The sequence below is a fragment of the Methyloglobulus morosus KoM1 genome (assembly GCF_000496735.2).
Classification (GTDB): Bacteria; Pseudomonadota; Gammaproteobacteria; order Methylococcales; family Methylomonadaceae; genus Methyloglobulus; species Methyloglobulus morosus.
Genome location: NZ_AYLO01000051.1, coordinates 52,678 through 67,921, shown reverse-complemented (window position 1 = coordinate 67,921; position 15,244 = coordinate 52,678). Strand labels below are relative to the sequence as shown.

The 15,244-nt window shown below is 47.9% G+C and carries 13 protein-coding genes and 1 other RNA gene; 3 read left to right on the top strand and 11 right to left on the bottom strand.

The features are described 5' to 3' along the window. Window positions 1-194: 194 nt before the first annotated feature. The 3 genes from ssrA to MGMO_RS07310 form a co-directional block, all read right to left on the bottom strand. Window positions 195-588: a transfer-messenger RNA gene (ssrA, locus tag MGMO_RS18955) on the bottom strand. Window positions 589-749: 161 nt separating this feature from the next. After that, window positions 750-2,363, bottom strand: coding sequence for a GTPase (locus MGMO_RS07315; RefSeq protein ID WP_023494404.1), 1,614 nt, complete (start codon window positions 2,361-2,363; stop codon window positions 750-752). Then, window positions 2,344-4,077 (bottom strand): GTPase, encoded by a 1,734-nt coding sequence (locus tag MGMO_RS07310; RefSeq protein WP_023494403.1) that lies wholly within the window; start codon window positions 4,075-4,077, stop codon window positions 2,344-2,346. The genes MGMO_RS07315 and MGMO_RS07310 overlap by 20 nt, the downstream gene beginning before the upstream one ends. Window positions 4,078-4,290: 213 nt before the next feature. On the opposite strand from MGMO_RS07310, the gene MGMO_RS07305 reads away from it, so the two are divergent. Further along, window positions 4,291-4,734, top strand: a complete 444-nt coding sequence (locus MGMO_RS07305; RefSeq protein ID WP_023494402.1) for a hypothetical protein — start codon at window positions 4,291-4,293, stop codon at window positions 4,732-4,734. Here the strand turns inward: MGMO_RS07305 and MGMO_RS07300 are convergent. From MGMO_RS07300 to dcd, 7 genes are all read right to left on the bottom strand, one after another. Next, a complete protein-coding gene (locus MGMO_RS07300) occupies window positions 4,714-5,430 on the bottom strand; it encodes a DUF2959 domain-containing protein (protein WP_082458308.1) in 717 nt (238 codons plus the stop codon). The genes MGMO_RS07305 and MGMO_RS07300 overlap by 21 nt on opposite strands. After that, window positions 5,408-5,968, bottom strand: a complete 561-nt coding sequence (locus MGMO_RS07295) for an amino acid kinase family protein (RefSeq protein WP_023494400.1) — start codon at window positions 5,966-5,968, stop codon at window positions 5,408-5,410. The genes MGMO_RS07300 and MGMO_RS07295 overlap by 23 nt, the downstream gene beginning before the upstream one ends. Continuing rightward, complete coding sequence (gene pabB / locus MGMO_RS07290; protein WP_407656503.1) at window positions 5,965-7,344, bottom strand: aminodeoxychorismate synthase component I; 1,380 nt, start codon at window positions 7,342-7,344, stop codon at window positions 5,965-5,967. Before pabB ends, MGMO_RS07295 begins: the two co-directional genes overlap by 4 nt. 110 nt (window positions 7,345-7,454) lie before the next feature. Beyond that, a complete protein-coding gene (locus MGMO_RS07285) occupies window positions 7,455-7,805 on the bottom strand; it encodes a DMT family protein (RefSeq protein ID WP_023494398.1) in 351 nt (116 codons plus the stop codon). Between the two features lie 3 nt (window positions 7,806-7,808). Then, entirely contained in the window at window positions 7,809-9,749 is a 1,941-nt protein-coding gene (locus MGMO_RS07280; protein WP_023494397.1) for a heavy metal translocating P-type ATPase, read from the bottom strand. An 83-nt stretch (window positions 9,750-9,832) separates the two neighbouring features. After that, complete coding sequence (locus tag MGMO_RS07275; protein WP_023494396.1) at window positions 9,833-10,324, bottom strand: signal peptidase II; 492 nt, start codon at window positions 10,322-10,324, stop codon at window positions 9,833-9,835. A 136-nt stretch (window positions 10,325-10,460) separates the two neighbouring features. Continuing rightward, window positions 10,461-11,027 carry a dCTP deaminase gene (gene dcd / locus MGMO_RS07270; RefSeq protein WP_036307240.1) on the bottom strand — a complete coding sequence of 189 codons (567 nt, stop codon included), beginning with the start codon at window positions 11,025-11,027 and terminating at the stop codon, window positions 10,461-10,463. Between the two features lie 261 nt (window positions 11,028-11,288). Between dcd and MGMO_RS07265 the strand changes: the two genes are divergently transcribed. Both MGMO_RS07265 and MGMO_RS07260 read left to right on the top strand, forming a co-directional pair. Next, window positions 11,289-11,870, top strand: a complete 582-nt coding sequence (locus MGMO_RS07265; protein WP_023494394.1) for a superoxide dismutase — start codon at window positions 11,289-11,291, stop codon at window positions 11,868-11,870. Window positions 11,871-12,873: 1,003 nt separating this feature from the next. After that, window positions 12,874-13,215: a PilZ domain-containing protein gene (locus MGMO_RS07260; RefSeq protein ID WP_036307237.1), complete on the top strand. Its 342-nt coding sequence runs from the start codon at window positions 12,874-12,876 to the stop codon at window positions 13,213-13,215. A 371-nt stretch (window positions 13,216-13,586) separates the two neighbouring features. Here MGMO_RS07260 and MGMO_RS07255 read toward each other — a convergent pair whose 3' ends face one another. Further along, window positions 13,587-15,128 (bottom strand): 2-isopropylmalate synthase, encoded by a 1,542-nt coding sequence (locus MGMO_RS07255; RefSeq protein ID WP_023494391.1) that lies wholly within the window; start codon window positions 15,126-15,128, stop codon window positions 13,587-13,589. Window positions 15,129-15,244 lie beyond the last annotated feature (116 nt).

The following is a 15,244-nucleotide window of genomic DNA, read 5'->3' as shown; positions in this document are numbered from 1 at the left end:
TGAAAGGCTTACCCGTGGCTTTGGCATTCGTTATGACGGTATAAGATTTTCAAATTATCGATATACCGCATTTATACCGTCTATTATGACGCTATGCCAATACGCCCAATGCATTTTATTGGACAATAAAAAAACCCGCCATGCTTGTAACATGCGGGTTTTTGGTTTCTATTGTATCTTGTTAAAGCTTAATTTGGTGGAGGCGGGGGGAATTGAACCCCCGTCCGCAAGCACTCCGCCACAAGGTCTACATGCTTATCCCGCGCTTTGATTTAGCTGATGGCTACCCGTCGGGCCAAGAAAACCACCAGCGATTTCGATTGGGTTTAGCGCTTTAGACTCCGAACAAAGTCCTGGCGCGATCTTATGTAAGATGATCCCTGAGCGTCCTTTGCACCCCGAAGGTTGCATCAAACTCTGGCCGCATAAGCACAGCCAGTCAGAGAAGTGGTGCAGGTTTTAAGCTGCTAAAGCCACTGAGTAGTTTTCGTCGTTTGCGAATACTTTTTTTCTGTAGGATTTACGAGGTGTACAGTCCTCGGCATGCACTCAAGGTTTCGCTACCCACGTCGAAGCCATGTCGCCCCCTTGGTTGGTATTCTAATGCGTTTGACCAAGCATTACCAAGATAATTCAATTTGTTCTGGAATATGCGCCGCAGAGGTGGGGCTAAAGGCTAAAAAGTGTACGCTGTTTTTCGCCCTGTACCTTGTACCTTGTACCTTGTACCTTGTACCTAGTGCCTAGTTTCAATTTATCAACATCCGTGTCAGCGGATTATCACTGCTTGCCTTCTCCGGTTTGTAGCTATCCCCCGTGCAACATTCCTCGCTGATCTGCACAATCTCCTTTAATTGCGCGGCATGTTGATTGGCGATATTTTCTACAACGGACATGACTTCACCATCAATCGTGTGGATGGCATTGTCCAAGCCTTTGGTTAAGCCGCGTAAGGCGCTTTTCTCCAGCGATGGCTTGAGTTTTTTCAAGATATACCAGGGAATGAGCCAGCTTATCAAGATTAACAAACTGCTGTGGATCGCAAAATCTACGCCAAGATAGTGGTCATGGGTTTCGTTGCTTTGGTAATAACCGACGAATATCTCATCGCCCACCCAAGCAATGGCCGCTAAAGGCAGGATGATTTCGCAAACCCTGACGAATTTCAAAAATGCACGTTGCAATGCGTTGCCGGGATGCGCCAAAGCTTCACGGACGTGCAATTCGCTTTGGGCATGCACGATCTTGGGCGCTTTGACGCGCACGGCAGCCAATTGGTTTTTCAATGGGGCAATGGGCAAACCCAGCGCATCGACGTTGACGACGAACTCGTCCAGGGCATCGCCAAAGCGGGCTTGCGCCCAGTTGTCCCATAAGGCAGTCGCCGATGGGTTGGTATCGTTCGCGAGATTGCCGATTAAATCCGCCGCATGATCGGCATAATAAGCGGCCAATTTCTGCATCGGCCAAACAAAGCCTTGATGTAATTGGCCTGATGTTATTCTCCATTGAGCTTCCCAAAATTCCCCCGCTTTTTTGAACGCAGCCGATGATCCCAGCTTTTGCAGGGTATTTTGGAGCTTTTCCCTTAACTCGTCCTTGCGGACTTGGATGCCGCGCTGCTCCAATTCTGCAACCACATGCTTGTTTGACAACGATAAAATAGTTGATTGCAAATCGGCAAACTCATCAGGATAAGAAGATTCACCGCATACGGTCTTGAAGATGATCGGTTCGACAAATCCTGCTTTCCCTAACTGCTGCTTGAAATCTTCGTATTGCGCTTGCTGCCCCCTATCCCATTGGTTTAGCACGAATAACCAGGCATGGCGATTGCCTTCCGACATCAATAGCCGCCAAGCTTTTTCATCCCGGTAGCGTTCTGGGCTGACCACATAAATCAGCACGTCGATGTGCGGCAGCCACTCAAACACCAAGACTTTGTTGCTTTGCTCGGTGCTGTCAAAATCGGGCATATCGATCCAGACGATATTTTTTTTGGTCTCGTCGTCGTGCTGGGCAATCCTGATTTTCTCGATAGGTAAATTTTCCGGCAAATGCTGGATCGCAATGCCTTGATGATGGAATAAGGTGACTTCCCGTGAAGTCGGCCTTTCGATCCCCGCTTTGGCAATCGCCTTGCCGGCCAGACGGTTCAGTAAGGAGCTTTTGCCCACACCCGTACCACCCATGAACGCGACGATGAGCGGCCTTGAGCCGTTAGGGTTGAACAAGGCTTCGGGTGTCCTGGCATCAAAATCACATAAGGTTTGCGCCGTCTCCGCGTTTATCCACCCGGCCAATACCGCTTGTTCAGCCCAACGCCTTGTAAGTTCTATGAGATCAGAGTAATCGTAAGCCATGACGTAAGTCTGTGAGTTGTGATTCAGCTTGCTGTAGCTGCTCAGGAGAAATGTTGAAATAAGTGACCGAGGATAATTGGCTGGACAATTCCAGCAGCTTAAGTTTCATGCTATCGGTAAATAACGCCTGTTTAACGGCGGCCAGTTGGCGTTGCTTAAGCTCCTTTTCCACTCGACTCATGTAAGTGCCCAGCGCACTTTCTGCCAACAAGGAGGTGACCGTCAACATGGCGGGAGCAATAATCAAATCGTGCACCCCAATGCCGCCCGTATGTAAGGCCAGGGCGATAACGGCGGCATCGGCAGTCACGCGCGTTGCGCGCAAGCTATTCAGCAAGGTAGGTTGTTCCTGTAATTTATTGAACAGTTGACTGGCAGTATTTTCGACTTCTTCCTGGAATGCCAAGTGATATTGCTGGGCAGCATCACCAAAGTCTTGCAGGATATTGGCCCGTTGGGTGCGAAGTAAGCGGCTGAACTCCTTCCACCATTGGCTTTGGCGATTTTGCTCAGCTTGGTTCAGCAGCTTGTCCGCCATCTGGATCAAGACGTGTTCGGCGATCTGGTTGAGCAAGGTAATTTCCTGGCTGCTATCGGCAATATGAAGGCGCTTTTTGCCGATGCTCATCATTTTTCGTATGGGCCAGGTCAACATTCGCCGGGTATTGGCCAAAATCCCAGCCACACCCGGAATCTCCAGCAAATTCAACAGCTCTGCCAAGGCATGCTGAAAGGTTTCGTAATGATGGGGATGATCCAGGTAATCGCGCCGGTAACTGTCCAAGCCTTGCTGGATAACTTGATCGACCAAGCCGTGCCAATCCCTGAGTGAGGAATGTTCAGCCAGTACGGGTTCTAGCCAGGATTGCCAATATTTTTGCAGCAATTCCTGCTCCAATCGGGGCTGCGTCTTGCGGTTGATTTGCCTTGCCAACCGTTGCAGTTGTTGGTTATCCGGCCATTGTGGCTTGCCGCTCTGTTTTTGATAATACAAGGGGACGGCTTCAGGAAATCCGTCTTTCCTAGTCTGTTGCCATTTATCTTTTAAGGAATTGATTAATAAAGTCTCAGAGCCTTCGCTCAGCTTGTTGAGGCAAATGAGGGTCGGCTGCTGCAAAGCTTCAATATCCGCCATGATGTCCCAGACGGATTGGTCGGCGTATTTTTCTTTGCTGACCACCAGGATCACCATATCGGCCAAGGCTACCGTTCGAATAACCCCTTCCCGGTAATTCGCCGAGTCGATGGAATCGAAATCGGGCGTATCCCATAACACGCTATCAGGCAAAAAAGGGGAATCGGTGGTATTTTCGGTCAATGAATAGCAATCCAGTCGGTCTTTGGGTAACTGGCTTTGCTGCATTTGCTGAAAACGGCCAAAATACCACTGCAAGCCGCCACACGCCGACATCGCCACACCGTTGCAAAAGCCTTGCGGGTGCATGGTATAGCCGGCCAATGGGCTAACACTGGCGACGCTGCTGTTCAGCAAGGCATTTACCAACGAGCTTTTACCCGCCTGGGTTGGCCCGATGACGGCTATCTGCAAGGGATAATCGGCTGAATTTTTAAGCATTTGCCCTTTACGGAGAAAGGCTTCCGTCAGGATCAGGTCATCTATGCGTTGCTGATAGCTTGATTTATTTGACTCATCGCGCTGTTGGCTTAATACTGACTGGTAACGCTGTTTTAGTAATTGTATAAATTCCAGCATGACAGGTTTGCTTAAGTTTATAATTGACTTACCTTTTAATGGATTTAACCGTTTGTATTGTGCAAATACGCATCAGCCATAAGTTAAATAACCCAAACTTCAAATGCTTGGGCAACAAACCATAGCAGCACCTTAAAATTAGCGTCATATAATAACAGCAATAATAGCCGTGACCACCCCATCATGGCACGGATACAGCACAAGAGGCCTTTAATGAAACAATTACCCCTGATTTTTTTTATTATCTTATGTTTAGCGTTTACTGCCTGCGGCAAAAGCGGGATCAACGGCCATACGGCACGGACGGCCTATCGCTCAGTCAAAATGATGAAAGAAAAACTTCCGCCCGACAACAGGATTGAATTTGAGGTCGCATTTTGGACGATACGGGATGCCAATAGCTCCGAAGACGCATTCCTGGATGCCGTCGACGGAAAATCACCCTTTGAAATTATCGATATGGGCAAGGAAATTTACCAACAGCGCAAAACATCCGGCTTCAAGGGCTATGAAAAGTACAATACCTGGGAAGAAATGATCGCGAAATACGACAAGGAACGTATGGACCAAGACAAAAAGCATGTCGTCGATACCAAACGGAATTACGACTCACCCAATACAACGATACTCTATGATTTAAGAGCCCCGCAACGGTAAGGTTTTCTGATTGTTGGACAGCAGCGACACGAACTGGCTGGCTTCCAAAATAGTCAGTTCCATCGCATGGATCAACTGCGAAATATCAATGCCAATCTCGATAAATTCGTGTTGTAACGCGGAAATGGCACGGGCATTCAGATTGTGTTTCAGGTATAACACTTGATCCTTAAATGCCAACAACACCGGCTGAATCCGCGACTCAGCTAAGCGCATGGTCTTGATTAGCCGCGTGTAATTCTGTTTTGCCACCTTCAACTGCCGTTTGCTGTTGTTACGGAGATTTCGGTCGGAATATTCATTTAGCTCGCTTTCCCATTCCGCAAACAAGGCGTGGCTGACTTCTTCTATCGCCCGTATCCGGTCGCTTACCGAATCGGATTTGGCGCGGCAAAACAAGTATTGCCTGTTGAGCATATTGTACTTATGCTCCAAAGTCGATTCATTAACCTGCACCAACGACCTGAACTTACCCAACGCATCTTCAAATTCATGTCGGGTTTCTTGCAAGCTGGTGCAGGCCTGTTCCACTTGGTATACCACGATGTCGCGCTTGTGTTCGCCGATAGTTTCTTTGGCGGTGTAATAAAAATTCCTGAACAGTTTGGACAAAATCCGCCTAAAAAAACCGAAAGTAGTTTTTCTTAGGCTTTTTGATCGGATACTTCCTGAATTAGGATATGAATTTTTCTGCATTGACTATGTTTAGGCTGAAATTTGCTTGCTGGATATACTCAGGAAAAGAAACATCGACAATCTGATTTTGCACAAGTTTCAGCACATCCCAATCAGCATCAATAGTAACAGATTTAACCAGGATAAGTTCATCAGCCGTTAGCGTTTTAGCCAGCCAAGCCGCCAAACTGTCCGATGTCATATCCCAGGTTGACGAAATATTGGCTTTATCCAACTCAAGCACATTAGGCGACCAAATGGAGACACCCGGTTGGGCAGTCCGTACCCGTAATTCCGGGATTGATTCCGCCATTGTAAAGCACGGCTTGAGTGCCTTGAACAATAAGGCCATTTGCTGCATGGCAAGAATTGCCATGCGATGTGCGAACCTGTCCCCAAATTGCCATTGCCGCTGCATTTTCCTGACTTGATCGGCCAATTCGCCTCCCCCTGGGACAATAACCACCGCCCTGCCCTGATAATCTTCGTCAATCTTGTCGAGACAAGGTTGCAGCTTACCCGATGTTGTCAAGCTGCCGCCCAGTTTGATAACAATCATGTACCGCTTAGCTTATTTAATAAACTTAATAATGCCGCCGCCTTATCAAAACACTCTTGGTACTCTTCATCAAGATTGGAGTCATTGACAATGCCGCCGCCCGCCCAAAACCGTATCGCGCCGTTGGAATGCACCAAGGTGCGGATGGCGATATTGCTGTCCATGTTACCGTCGAAACCGATATAACCGATAGAACCGCAATAGACACCGCGCCGATTCAGCTCCAATTCTTCGATGACTTCCATTGCCCGTATTTTGGGTGCGCCGGTAATCGAACCGCCCGGAAAACAACTTTTGAGCAAATCCAACGCGTGCTTTCCGTCCGCTAAGATGCCCGTGACCGTACTCACCAGATGATGCACGGTGGCATAACTTTCCACCGCAAATAAATTCGGCACTTTTACCGAACCCGTCTTGCACGTCTTGCTTAGGTCGTTACGCAATAAATCGACAATCATCAGGTTCTCCGCCCGGTCTTTAGGGCTGTACCGGAGTTGGTCAATTTGATGCCAGTCCGACGCAGGGTAAGCTTTCCTCGGCCTCGTTCCTTTGATGGGTTTTGTTTCAACGCAACCATTTTCCAACTTTAAAAAACGTTCCGGCGATGAGCTTAATATTTTCGCTTCCGGAAAGTTCAAGTATGCACTAAAGGGCGCGGCATTCATTTCCCGCAACAGTTGATAGGCAATCCAAGGCTCGCCTTCACAATCAGCCACAAAACGCTGTGAAAGATTGACCTGATAACAATCGCCTTCTTTCAGGTAATGTTTAATCTTATCAAAAGCGCGAGTGTAAAAAAGTTTATCCATATTGGATTTGACCGCGCTGGTTACCGAAAAGCGGTTCGTTTGACCTTTAATTTGCAATACGCTGAATTGCTGGATTAGTGCCTGCCAATGCCCCTCATCACATCCCTGCCCCACCAAAAAACTCTGCCGGAGCTGATGATCGATCACCACCGCCCAGTTGTAAATGCCCACCGCCATTTCAGGGATATGTTCCGCATCGTCCGCAATCACAGGTAATTTTTCCAGGCGACGCGCTAAATCATAAGAAAAATAGCCGATAGCACCGCCGCTAAACGGCAATCCTGCAAAGCCTTCATGCGAATAAGCAAGCAATTCATGTTTCACTAAATCAAACGGATCATCGCAAGAGTCTATCGAAGAACCGTTTCGGATGATCTGGGTGCTTTCGCCATGCGTGACCAAAGTAGTCATGGGCTCTGCGGCGATAATGTCATATCGACCTTGATCGCTATGCGGATATCCGCTGTCGATAAAAACAGCCCAGGTTTGATCCGCGATGGCAGAAAACAGCGCTGCGCTATCAGGAAAATAAGGCAGCGGTGAAAGGATTGGCTTGCTTGGCACTATTAATTTGTGGCTGGAATTTAATAAGTTGGAGGTGTCTATGATGCCACAAGGGGAAGGCAGAGATGCAATAAGATTTGAAGCCAATGGGCAATTGTACACGCAACATCACACTACATTTTCTCCCTAAACATAAAATACACCGCCATCAAAAGACATAAACCCGCCCACAAATAATCCAGCTTTAACGGTTCGCGCAGGTAAAACACAGAAAATGGCACAAAAACGGATAAGGTAATGACTTCTTGCATCACTTTCAATTGCCCGACACTCAACACCGTATAGCCTATGCGATTACCTGGCACTTGAAACAGGTACTCGAATAAGGCTATGCCCCAACTGACCAGCGCAGCGATAAACCAGGGTTTGCTATGCAGTTCTTTTAGGTGTGCGTACCAGGCGAAAGTCATAAATACGTTGCTGCAAATTAGCAGGGAAATGCTGGTTAATATGGGGTTATTCATCTATTATTGCTGATAATCCGATAATGTTTTTGGCGGGATTGCCGCCCTGAATGCATTTAAAATGGCAATCACATCAATTAGTTCCTGTGTGATCGCGCCAGCGACGGGCGAAAGATAGCCCAAACCGGCAAAACCCATCCCGACCAGACTCAATGCCATGCCACCTATCGCGCTTTGCAAGGCGATTTTGCGCATACGTTCGCCGATGTGGAAAAGCTCATCGACTTTAAGCAGCGAGCTGTCCATGATGACCGCATCGGCGGATTCGCCCGTGATGTCGCTGTTCTGCCCGAAGGCAATGCCGATGGTTGCAGCGGTCAGTGCGGGAGCATCGTTGATGCCATCGCCTAGGTAGACCGTTTTTGCGCGCTCCGTTTCCGTGCGGACTATTGCCAGTTTTTGCTCAGGGCTTTGACTAAAAAACACATGTTTGATGCCGACTTCCTCTGCCAGATAGCGCACTTCAGATTCCCTGTCGCCCGACACAATCATGACCTTGCCGAAGGCATGGTTAGGTTTCAAATGATTGATAAAAGAAGAACTATCTGTGCGGACTTCATCCCTGAATTGCAACAGGGCGGCGTAGTTGCCGTCAATCAGCACAACGCATTCCAAACCACCGCTGACAGGCGGCAATAAGCGGGCAATATCCGGTTGGCGCTCCAGTATTTTTTTTCGGCTAGTCACCTGGACTTTTTTTCCGTCCACTTCACCGATCACGCCTTCACCAGCCAACTCCTTGATATTTCTTACGGTAAGTACAGGCAAACCCGCTTTTTCTGCCGCTTTTACGATCGAGTTGGATAGTGGATGCCTCGAATAGCGTTCCAGGCTACCGATTAAGGTCAGCACAGTTCCTTCATTATGGGTACCGCTAGGAATTAGCTTTGTCAGCGATGGGCGACCATAGGTGAGCGTGCCCGTTTTATCGAAAATCGCCGTCGTACATTGACCGATGGTTTCCAGGACAGCCGGATTCTTAATGATAATTTCACGTTTAGCCGCCAACGAGATAGAACTGATAATCACGACTGGAATGCCGATTAATAAGGGACAGGGGGTAGCAATGACCAGCACCGCTAAAAATCGCACCACATCACCGTAGTACCACCAACTGACAATGGCAATAAGCAAAGCCAATGGCGTGTATAACGCACCGAGCTGGTCACCCAAACGCCTGAGTTTAGGCCGATGCTGTTCGGATGCGCGCATGACTTCGGTAATTTTGGCATAGCGCGAATCGACGACCAACTTGTCTGCACGGATGGTCAAGGCCGAATCGCCGTTGATTGCGCCCGACATCACCTGTGATCCGCTGGTTTTTTCCATCAGATAAGGCTCTCCGGTCAAGTAGGATTCATCCATGGAGCCGACACCGTCCAGCACCGTGCCATCCACAGGGCAAATTTCATGCGGGAGGACCAATAAGGTATCGCCAATGTTTATTTTCTCGGTTGGAATGTCCCTTACGCCTTCCTCCATTTGCTTGTGGGCGATGGACGGCATACGTTTTGCCAATGCTTCCAGTACTGACGACGCTTTCCGTACTGCGTAGGTTTCCAGCACCTCGCCGCTGGCAAGCATTAATATCACCAAGCTTCCGGCCAGATGTTCGCCCAATAATACGGCAGTGACTATCGACGTTCCCGCCAGCAAGTCGGCACCAAAGTCACCTCGCATAAATTTAGCGACGATCTGGAGTACTAGTGGAACCCCGCCCACAAGCAACACTAGGTACAAGGGCGATTGCACCAAGTAAAGAGGGAAACTTAATTGACCTTGATAGAGATCGGCAACTGCCGAGGCCAGGTTGGCATTCAGCGTTACCGTAAAGGTTTCATCCGGTAACTTTAAACCATATTGTAAAACCAAATACGTGCCAATACCCAACAAGCTGAATACCAGGATAAACTTTTCAGACGTTGTTTGTTGGGGTTGCGACATAACTTTTATACAAAAATTTTACAGGCTTTATTGAGCAACAAAACCCAGCATTTACGTATGATAACGGTGTTTGTCAATCCGGCCTACACGCTTTGGTTTCGTCCACGTAACGAATCTTCAATAAGAATAAGCACCCCAGCGGAAACGGCTATATCGGCAACATTGAAAATCCCCGTACGCAACGGGCCAATCCCGATATTCATGAAATCGACGGCATAACCGTAAACGACACGGTCAATCAGGTTGCCCACACCGCCTGCCAACAATAGGCTATAAGCCAATACTTCCAAAGCTGAGACCGACTTGGCAAATAAGGTATAACCCAGCAAAACAAGCAACAGGCCACTTACCCCAACCGAGAAAAACGCCGTTCTGGCGGCTACAGGCAATGACGCGCCCAAACCCAAAAACGCACCGGAGTTATGGGCAAGTTGAAGCCGTAAAGTATCGCCCAAAAACGACCGCATGGGGGTTTCAGACAGGAATGATTCGGCAACTGACTTGGTTGTTTGGTCGCAGCCGACACATAAAATCAGCACGCAAGCTATTAGGGAAATTCGTTTTGTCATAGTCATGTATATTCTCTTTACCCCTGAACTCTCCTACAGGAGAGGTCGGCAGCTACTTTTACAATCCCTTGTTTTATCACGATGAAAGCCCGTATTGCGGACTATGGCCTTGCGAAGGGATCATGAGATATTCGAACATAGGCTAGGCTTTAGGCAAAGTCACGCCCGTCTGCCCCTGATATTTCCCGCCCCGATCTTTATAAGACGTTTCGCAAACCTCATCACTGCCAAAAAACAACATTTGCGCCACGCCTTCATTGGCATAGATTTTTGCCGGTAGCGTAGTCGTATTGGAAAATTCCAGGGTCACATGGCCTTCCCATTCCGGCTCCAGCGGGGTCACGTTCACGATAATCCCGCAGCGGGCATAAGTCGATTTGCCCAAACATACGGTTAGCACATCACGCGGAATTCGGAAAAACTCCACTGTCCGCGCCAAGGCGAAAGAGTTAGGGGGGATGATGCAGACATCCGCTTTTACATCCACAAAGCTGTTCGGGTCAAAATTTTTGGGATCAACCACCGCAGAATTGATATTGGTAAAGATCTTGAATTCATCCGAGCAGCGTACGTCATAACCGTAACTCGACGTCCCGTAGGAAATCACCCGCCCTTGTTCGGAATCCCGGACTTGGCCCGATTCAAAAGGTTCAATCATGCCGTGTTGCTGCGCCATCCGGCGTATCCATTTGTCTGATTTGATGCTCATTGAGATATAAATGCGTAAAAAATTTAACCGGTTTAAAGAAATTTAGTCGACTATATTAATTGAAAATCGCCTTTTCTGCTTACTAACCGGGATATTAAGACCGCTAAAAAGTACGCGAAAAACCTTATTACCTACTATTTCTAAATAAAGTGTTTACTCATAAGCAGCTATTTCAGCTTGCAAAGCATTGTAGAATAATCGGTAATTATAATTCCGGCTAAAGGAATTTGTTTATGCGTTTAATTTAACCCTGGAGACAAAATGGCTTTTGAACTACCCCCATTACCTTACGGCAAAAATAGATTGGTTCCCCACATTTCCGAAGAAACCTTAGATTACCACTATGGCAAACATCACCAAACTTATGTCACTAACCTGAATAACCTGGTTCCTGGCACTGAATTCGAAGGACTGCCGCTGGAAGAAATCATCCTAAAATCCTCTGGCGGTATCTTTAACAATGCCGCACAAATTTGGAACCATACTTTCTACTGGAACAGCTTGTCGCCCGACGGCGGCGGCGAACCGAAAGGCGCATTGGCGGATGCCATCAATGCCGAATTCGGATCGTTTGCGGATTTCAAGGAAGCGTTCACCAAATGCGCAGCGACCACATTCGGTTCGGGTTGGGCTTGGCTGGTCAAAACCCCCGAAGGCAAATTGGCCTTGGTTAGCACCAGCAATGCCGGTTGCCCGCTGACAGAAGGCTATACGCCCTTGTTGACCTGCGACGTTTGGGAACACGCTTATTACGTCGATTACCGCAACGCCCGCCCAGCTTATCTGGAAGCGTTCTGGGCTTTAGTTAACTGGGACTTTGCTGCGGCTAATTTCTCAGCCTAACAAGCTTTGTGCTGGCAGCCTGGATGAAGCGTACGGAATCCAGCCTGCCACGCTGTAAGTTTTATTTATGGTTTCCATACCCTCTGCTTGGAAACCATAAAAATACAAACAAAACATTTATTCGGTAAGGGGCACATCCCCCCGCAGCTATGGGCGGGCATCTTTTGCGATTGATACGCTACATTTTGTTCAAAACCTTACATCGTCAACCTCTCGAAGGGGAGATCGATCAATCGAGGATACACGAACAATGTGCATCCCCTATTTTTTAGCGCAGCCTACCCTAACACTAATAGAGAGATCGTCTATAATTTAACAGATGTGATTTTTGGTGCCATTCGTATATCCCTAAGCGAGCGATATATGACACTTACGAAATTTGTCAACTCACCTTGAACGCTGCACTACGTTTTCGTATCCAGGCAGTCTCAAAATGTTGGGCTAATTTTATTAAGTGGCCATTTATGAGAATATTTAACTGAAATTTCTGTATATGAAGGGGCTAATGCTCAGACTTTATCCCTAAAAAGTAAGCATTAAGTGGAATAATATTTCGAAATCCCTATTTGCTGGGTTTTGACACTGCCCGAAGCCCAAGATTTCAATCCCCGACAATTGAAACTTAGCCTGGTTCGAGCAAGTGAGGGTGTGTTTTGTTACGGGTTTTGTATGGCATCCCAGTTGGGACAGACACAAACCCTCGATATTTATCTAATTTAAATCAAAAAATCATAGGACATGACTATTCAAAACTCATTTTATCTCTACTTGATACCTAAAGAAATGGAAAAATCCCGAAGGTTTGTGTCGAGAAACTTAACAAGACAAATATATGGGGTTTTTTGGAAAATATTGAAAGTCGAATTCCAAACACTTGTTTCGACGTCGAATAACCCAGATCTGCGGTATTTCACTGGCGAATCCCCTATCAGCAAGCTCGCCGCCATTTTCACATTTCAACGCCGTAGCGCTTTACTAAAAAGCGGCGGGTAGCGTTGTAGGCATGAACTTCCCAAGCTCAAACCGCCGCAAACATGCTCGCAAAGCAATGCGACGCAATGCCCATTTGCTGTTTCCTGACCGCCCGTCAATCCTGGTCCGCACAACCGATATCAGCAAAGGCGGTTTGGGGGCTATTGCCGACGTAAACCTATTGCCTGGTACGTCCTGTATGGTTCGGCTATCCCTTCCTTTGCACCCTCAAGATAAAACTGTCCTCAATATCCAAGTACAAGTCGCACATAGCGTTTTCAGCCATGCCGAGAAAGGCTTTAAGGTCGGTTTTCAGTTTATTGACCTCCCCCCTTTGGAAACGGAAGTCGTAGCCCAATTCCTAATGCTCTAGGCTATCAAGAGAGATCAAAATTTACGCCGTCCCGCACTCTCTGCGCTTGGGAATGTGGCCCCAGGACAGATGGGTTGTGCTGAGCGGAGTGAAGCGCATCGTTAGTTAGCGTGGAAATTGTTTCCTCGACAGATGCGCCTCGTGCCTCGGCACATCCTACATTTGGCGCATCTTACGAGTTCAGAACAGCACATAGCTCTTGCAAATTATTCATCTTTTTTCATAGGTGAAAATAGCCAGTAAAATATCCGGCGATCCCTGCCAGAATGACGGCTTTTTTAACGTGTGCAGATACCCTTTATTTTGGGTATTTTCAAATACAATTTCACAGTCAGATTTCGCCTAAAACCTTGAGCCTTGAACCTAAATAATCAAACTTCCCCTTTCTGGGGATGCCTACGCTCAGGACTCAGCAACTTGTTTACCGCATTGACATAAGCTTTTGCAGAAGCAATAACAATATCGGTATCCGCACCCAGGCCATTGACAATACGCCCCCCCTTTTCCAAGCGAACAGTGACTTCGCCCTGGGAATCGGTGCCATTGGTAATGTTATTGACCGAATATAACGCCAAGACCGCATCGGTCGCCACCAGTTTTTCTATCGCTTTCAGGCTGGCATCGACCGCACCACCGCCTTCCGCATTGCCCGTCACTTCTTTGTTGGCTATCCGCAAGGTGACCTTGGCATTGGGGATTTCCCCGGTTTCCGAGCAGACTTTCAAGGCGACAAGCTTGACGTGCTCGTCTTCCGCTTCAAAGCCGACTTCAGAAATCAACGCTTGCAAGTCTTCATCAAAAATTTCGTGCTTTTTGTCTGCGAGTTGCTTGAAACGCGAAAAGGCTTCGTTCAAGTCCTCTTCTGATTGAAATTCCACACCCAACTCGGTCATCCGACTTTTGAAAGCGTTCCTGCCGGAATGTTTGCCCAACACCATCCGGTTGGCGGACCAACCCACGTCTTCGGCCCGCATGATTTCGTAAGTCTCGCGGCTTTTCAAAACCCCATCCTGGTGGATGCCCGCCTCGTGGGCAAACGCGTTCGCGCCGACGATGGCCTTATTGGGTTGCACGGGAAAGCCGGTGATGGACGATACCAACTTTGAACAGGTCAAAATTTCGCGGCTGTCGACACGTGTTTGGCAAGCAAACACGTCGTGTCGGGTACGTACGGACATGACAACTTCTTCCAGCGAGGCATTGCCTGCACGCTCGCCCAAGCCATTGATAGTGCATTCAACTTGCCTTGCACCGTTCATTACGGCAGCCAAAGAATTCGCCACTGCCAACCCCAAATCATTATGACAATGTACCGAAAAAATGGCCTTATCGGAATTGGGTATACGCTGGATCAAGTTAGCTATCGTCGCACCGAATTGCTGCGGCACACTGTAACCGACGGTATCGGGAATATTCAACGTCGTCGCACCTGCATCAATGACAGCCTCAAGAATCCGACACAAAAAGTCTTCTTCCGAGCGGCCAGCGTCTTCCGGCGAAAATTCAACGTCATCGGTAAATTGTCGGGCGCGTTTGACTGCTTTAACCGCATATTCGATAACCTGCTCCGGTTGCATGTGCAATTTCATTTGCATGTGGATGGGCGAAGTGGCGATAAAGGTGTGAATTCTCGATCTCGCCGCGCCTTTTAATGCCGCACCTGCTTGGTCGATGTCTTTATCCAACGCGCGCGCCAAACCGCATACCGTACTGTCTTTTATGATATTGGCGACGGCTAGGACGGCCTCAAAATCGCCGACACTGGCGGCAGGAAATCCAGCTTCTATCACGTCCACTTTCAATCGCTCCAACGCCTTGGCAATGCGGATTTTTTCATCGCGCGTCATGGATGCGCCGGGACTTTGCTCACCATCCCGCAAGGTGGTGTCAAAAATAATCAAATGGTCTTTCATATTGTCTCCATCAATGGATGGCAATCAGCTACCAAACTAATAGCCGAAGAGAAAAAGGGTTGTATTTTGTGAAAAAGGAATCCGATGCCCGCTAGGGCAGGATTTCCAGAAGCAGG

Bases quoted from the DNA above. Each gene is read 5' to 3' on its own strand.
- MGMO_RS07255 (WP_023494391.1), bottom strand. From the start codon at position 15,128: ATGAAAGACCATTTGATTATTTTTGACACCACCTTGCGGGATGGTGAG.
- MGMO_RS07295 (WP_023494400.1), bottom strand. From the start codon at position 5,968: ATGATTGTTATCAAACTGGGCGGCAGCTTGACAACATCGGGTAAGCTG.
- MGMO_RS07275 (WP_023494396.1), bottom strand. From the start codon at position 10,324: ATGACTATGACAAAACGAATTTCCCTAATAGCTTGCGTGCTGATTTTA.
- dcd (WP_036307240.1), bottom strand. From the start codon at position 11,027: ATGAGCATCAAATCAGACAAATGGATACGCCGGATGGCGCAGCAACAC.
- MGMO_RS07260 (WP_036307237.1), top strand. From the start codon at position 12,874: ATGAACTTCCCAAGCTCAAACCGCCGCAAACATGCTCGCAAAGCAATG.
- MGMO_RS07280 (WP_023494397.1), bottom strand. From the start codon at position 9,749: ATGTCGCAACCCCAACAAACAACGTCTGAAAAGTTTATCCTGGTATTC.
- MGMO_RS07315 (WP_023494404.1), bottom strand. From the start codon at position 2,363: ATGGCTTACGATTACTCTGATCTCATAGAACTTACAAGGCGTTGGGCT.
- MGMO_RS07305 (WP_023494402.1), top strand. From the start codon at position 4,291: ATGAAACAATTACCCCTGATTTTTTTTATTATCTTATGTTTAGCGTTT.
- MGMO_RS07285 (WP_023494398.1), bottom strand. From the start codon at position 7,805: ATGAATAACCCCATATTAACCAGCATTTCCCTGCTAATTTGCAGCAAC.
- MGMO_RS07265 (WP_023494394.1), top strand. From the start codon at position 11,289: ATGGCTTTTGAACTACCCCCATTACCTTACGGCAAAAATAGATTGGTT.
- MGMO_RS07300 (WP_082458308.1), bottom strand. From the start codon at position 5,430: ATGCAGAAAAATTCATATCCTAATTCAGGAAGTATCCGATCAAAAAGC.
- MGMO_RS07310 (WP_023494403.1), bottom strand. From the start codon at position 4,077: ATGCTGGAATTTATACAATTACTAAAACAGCGTTACCAGTCAGTATTA.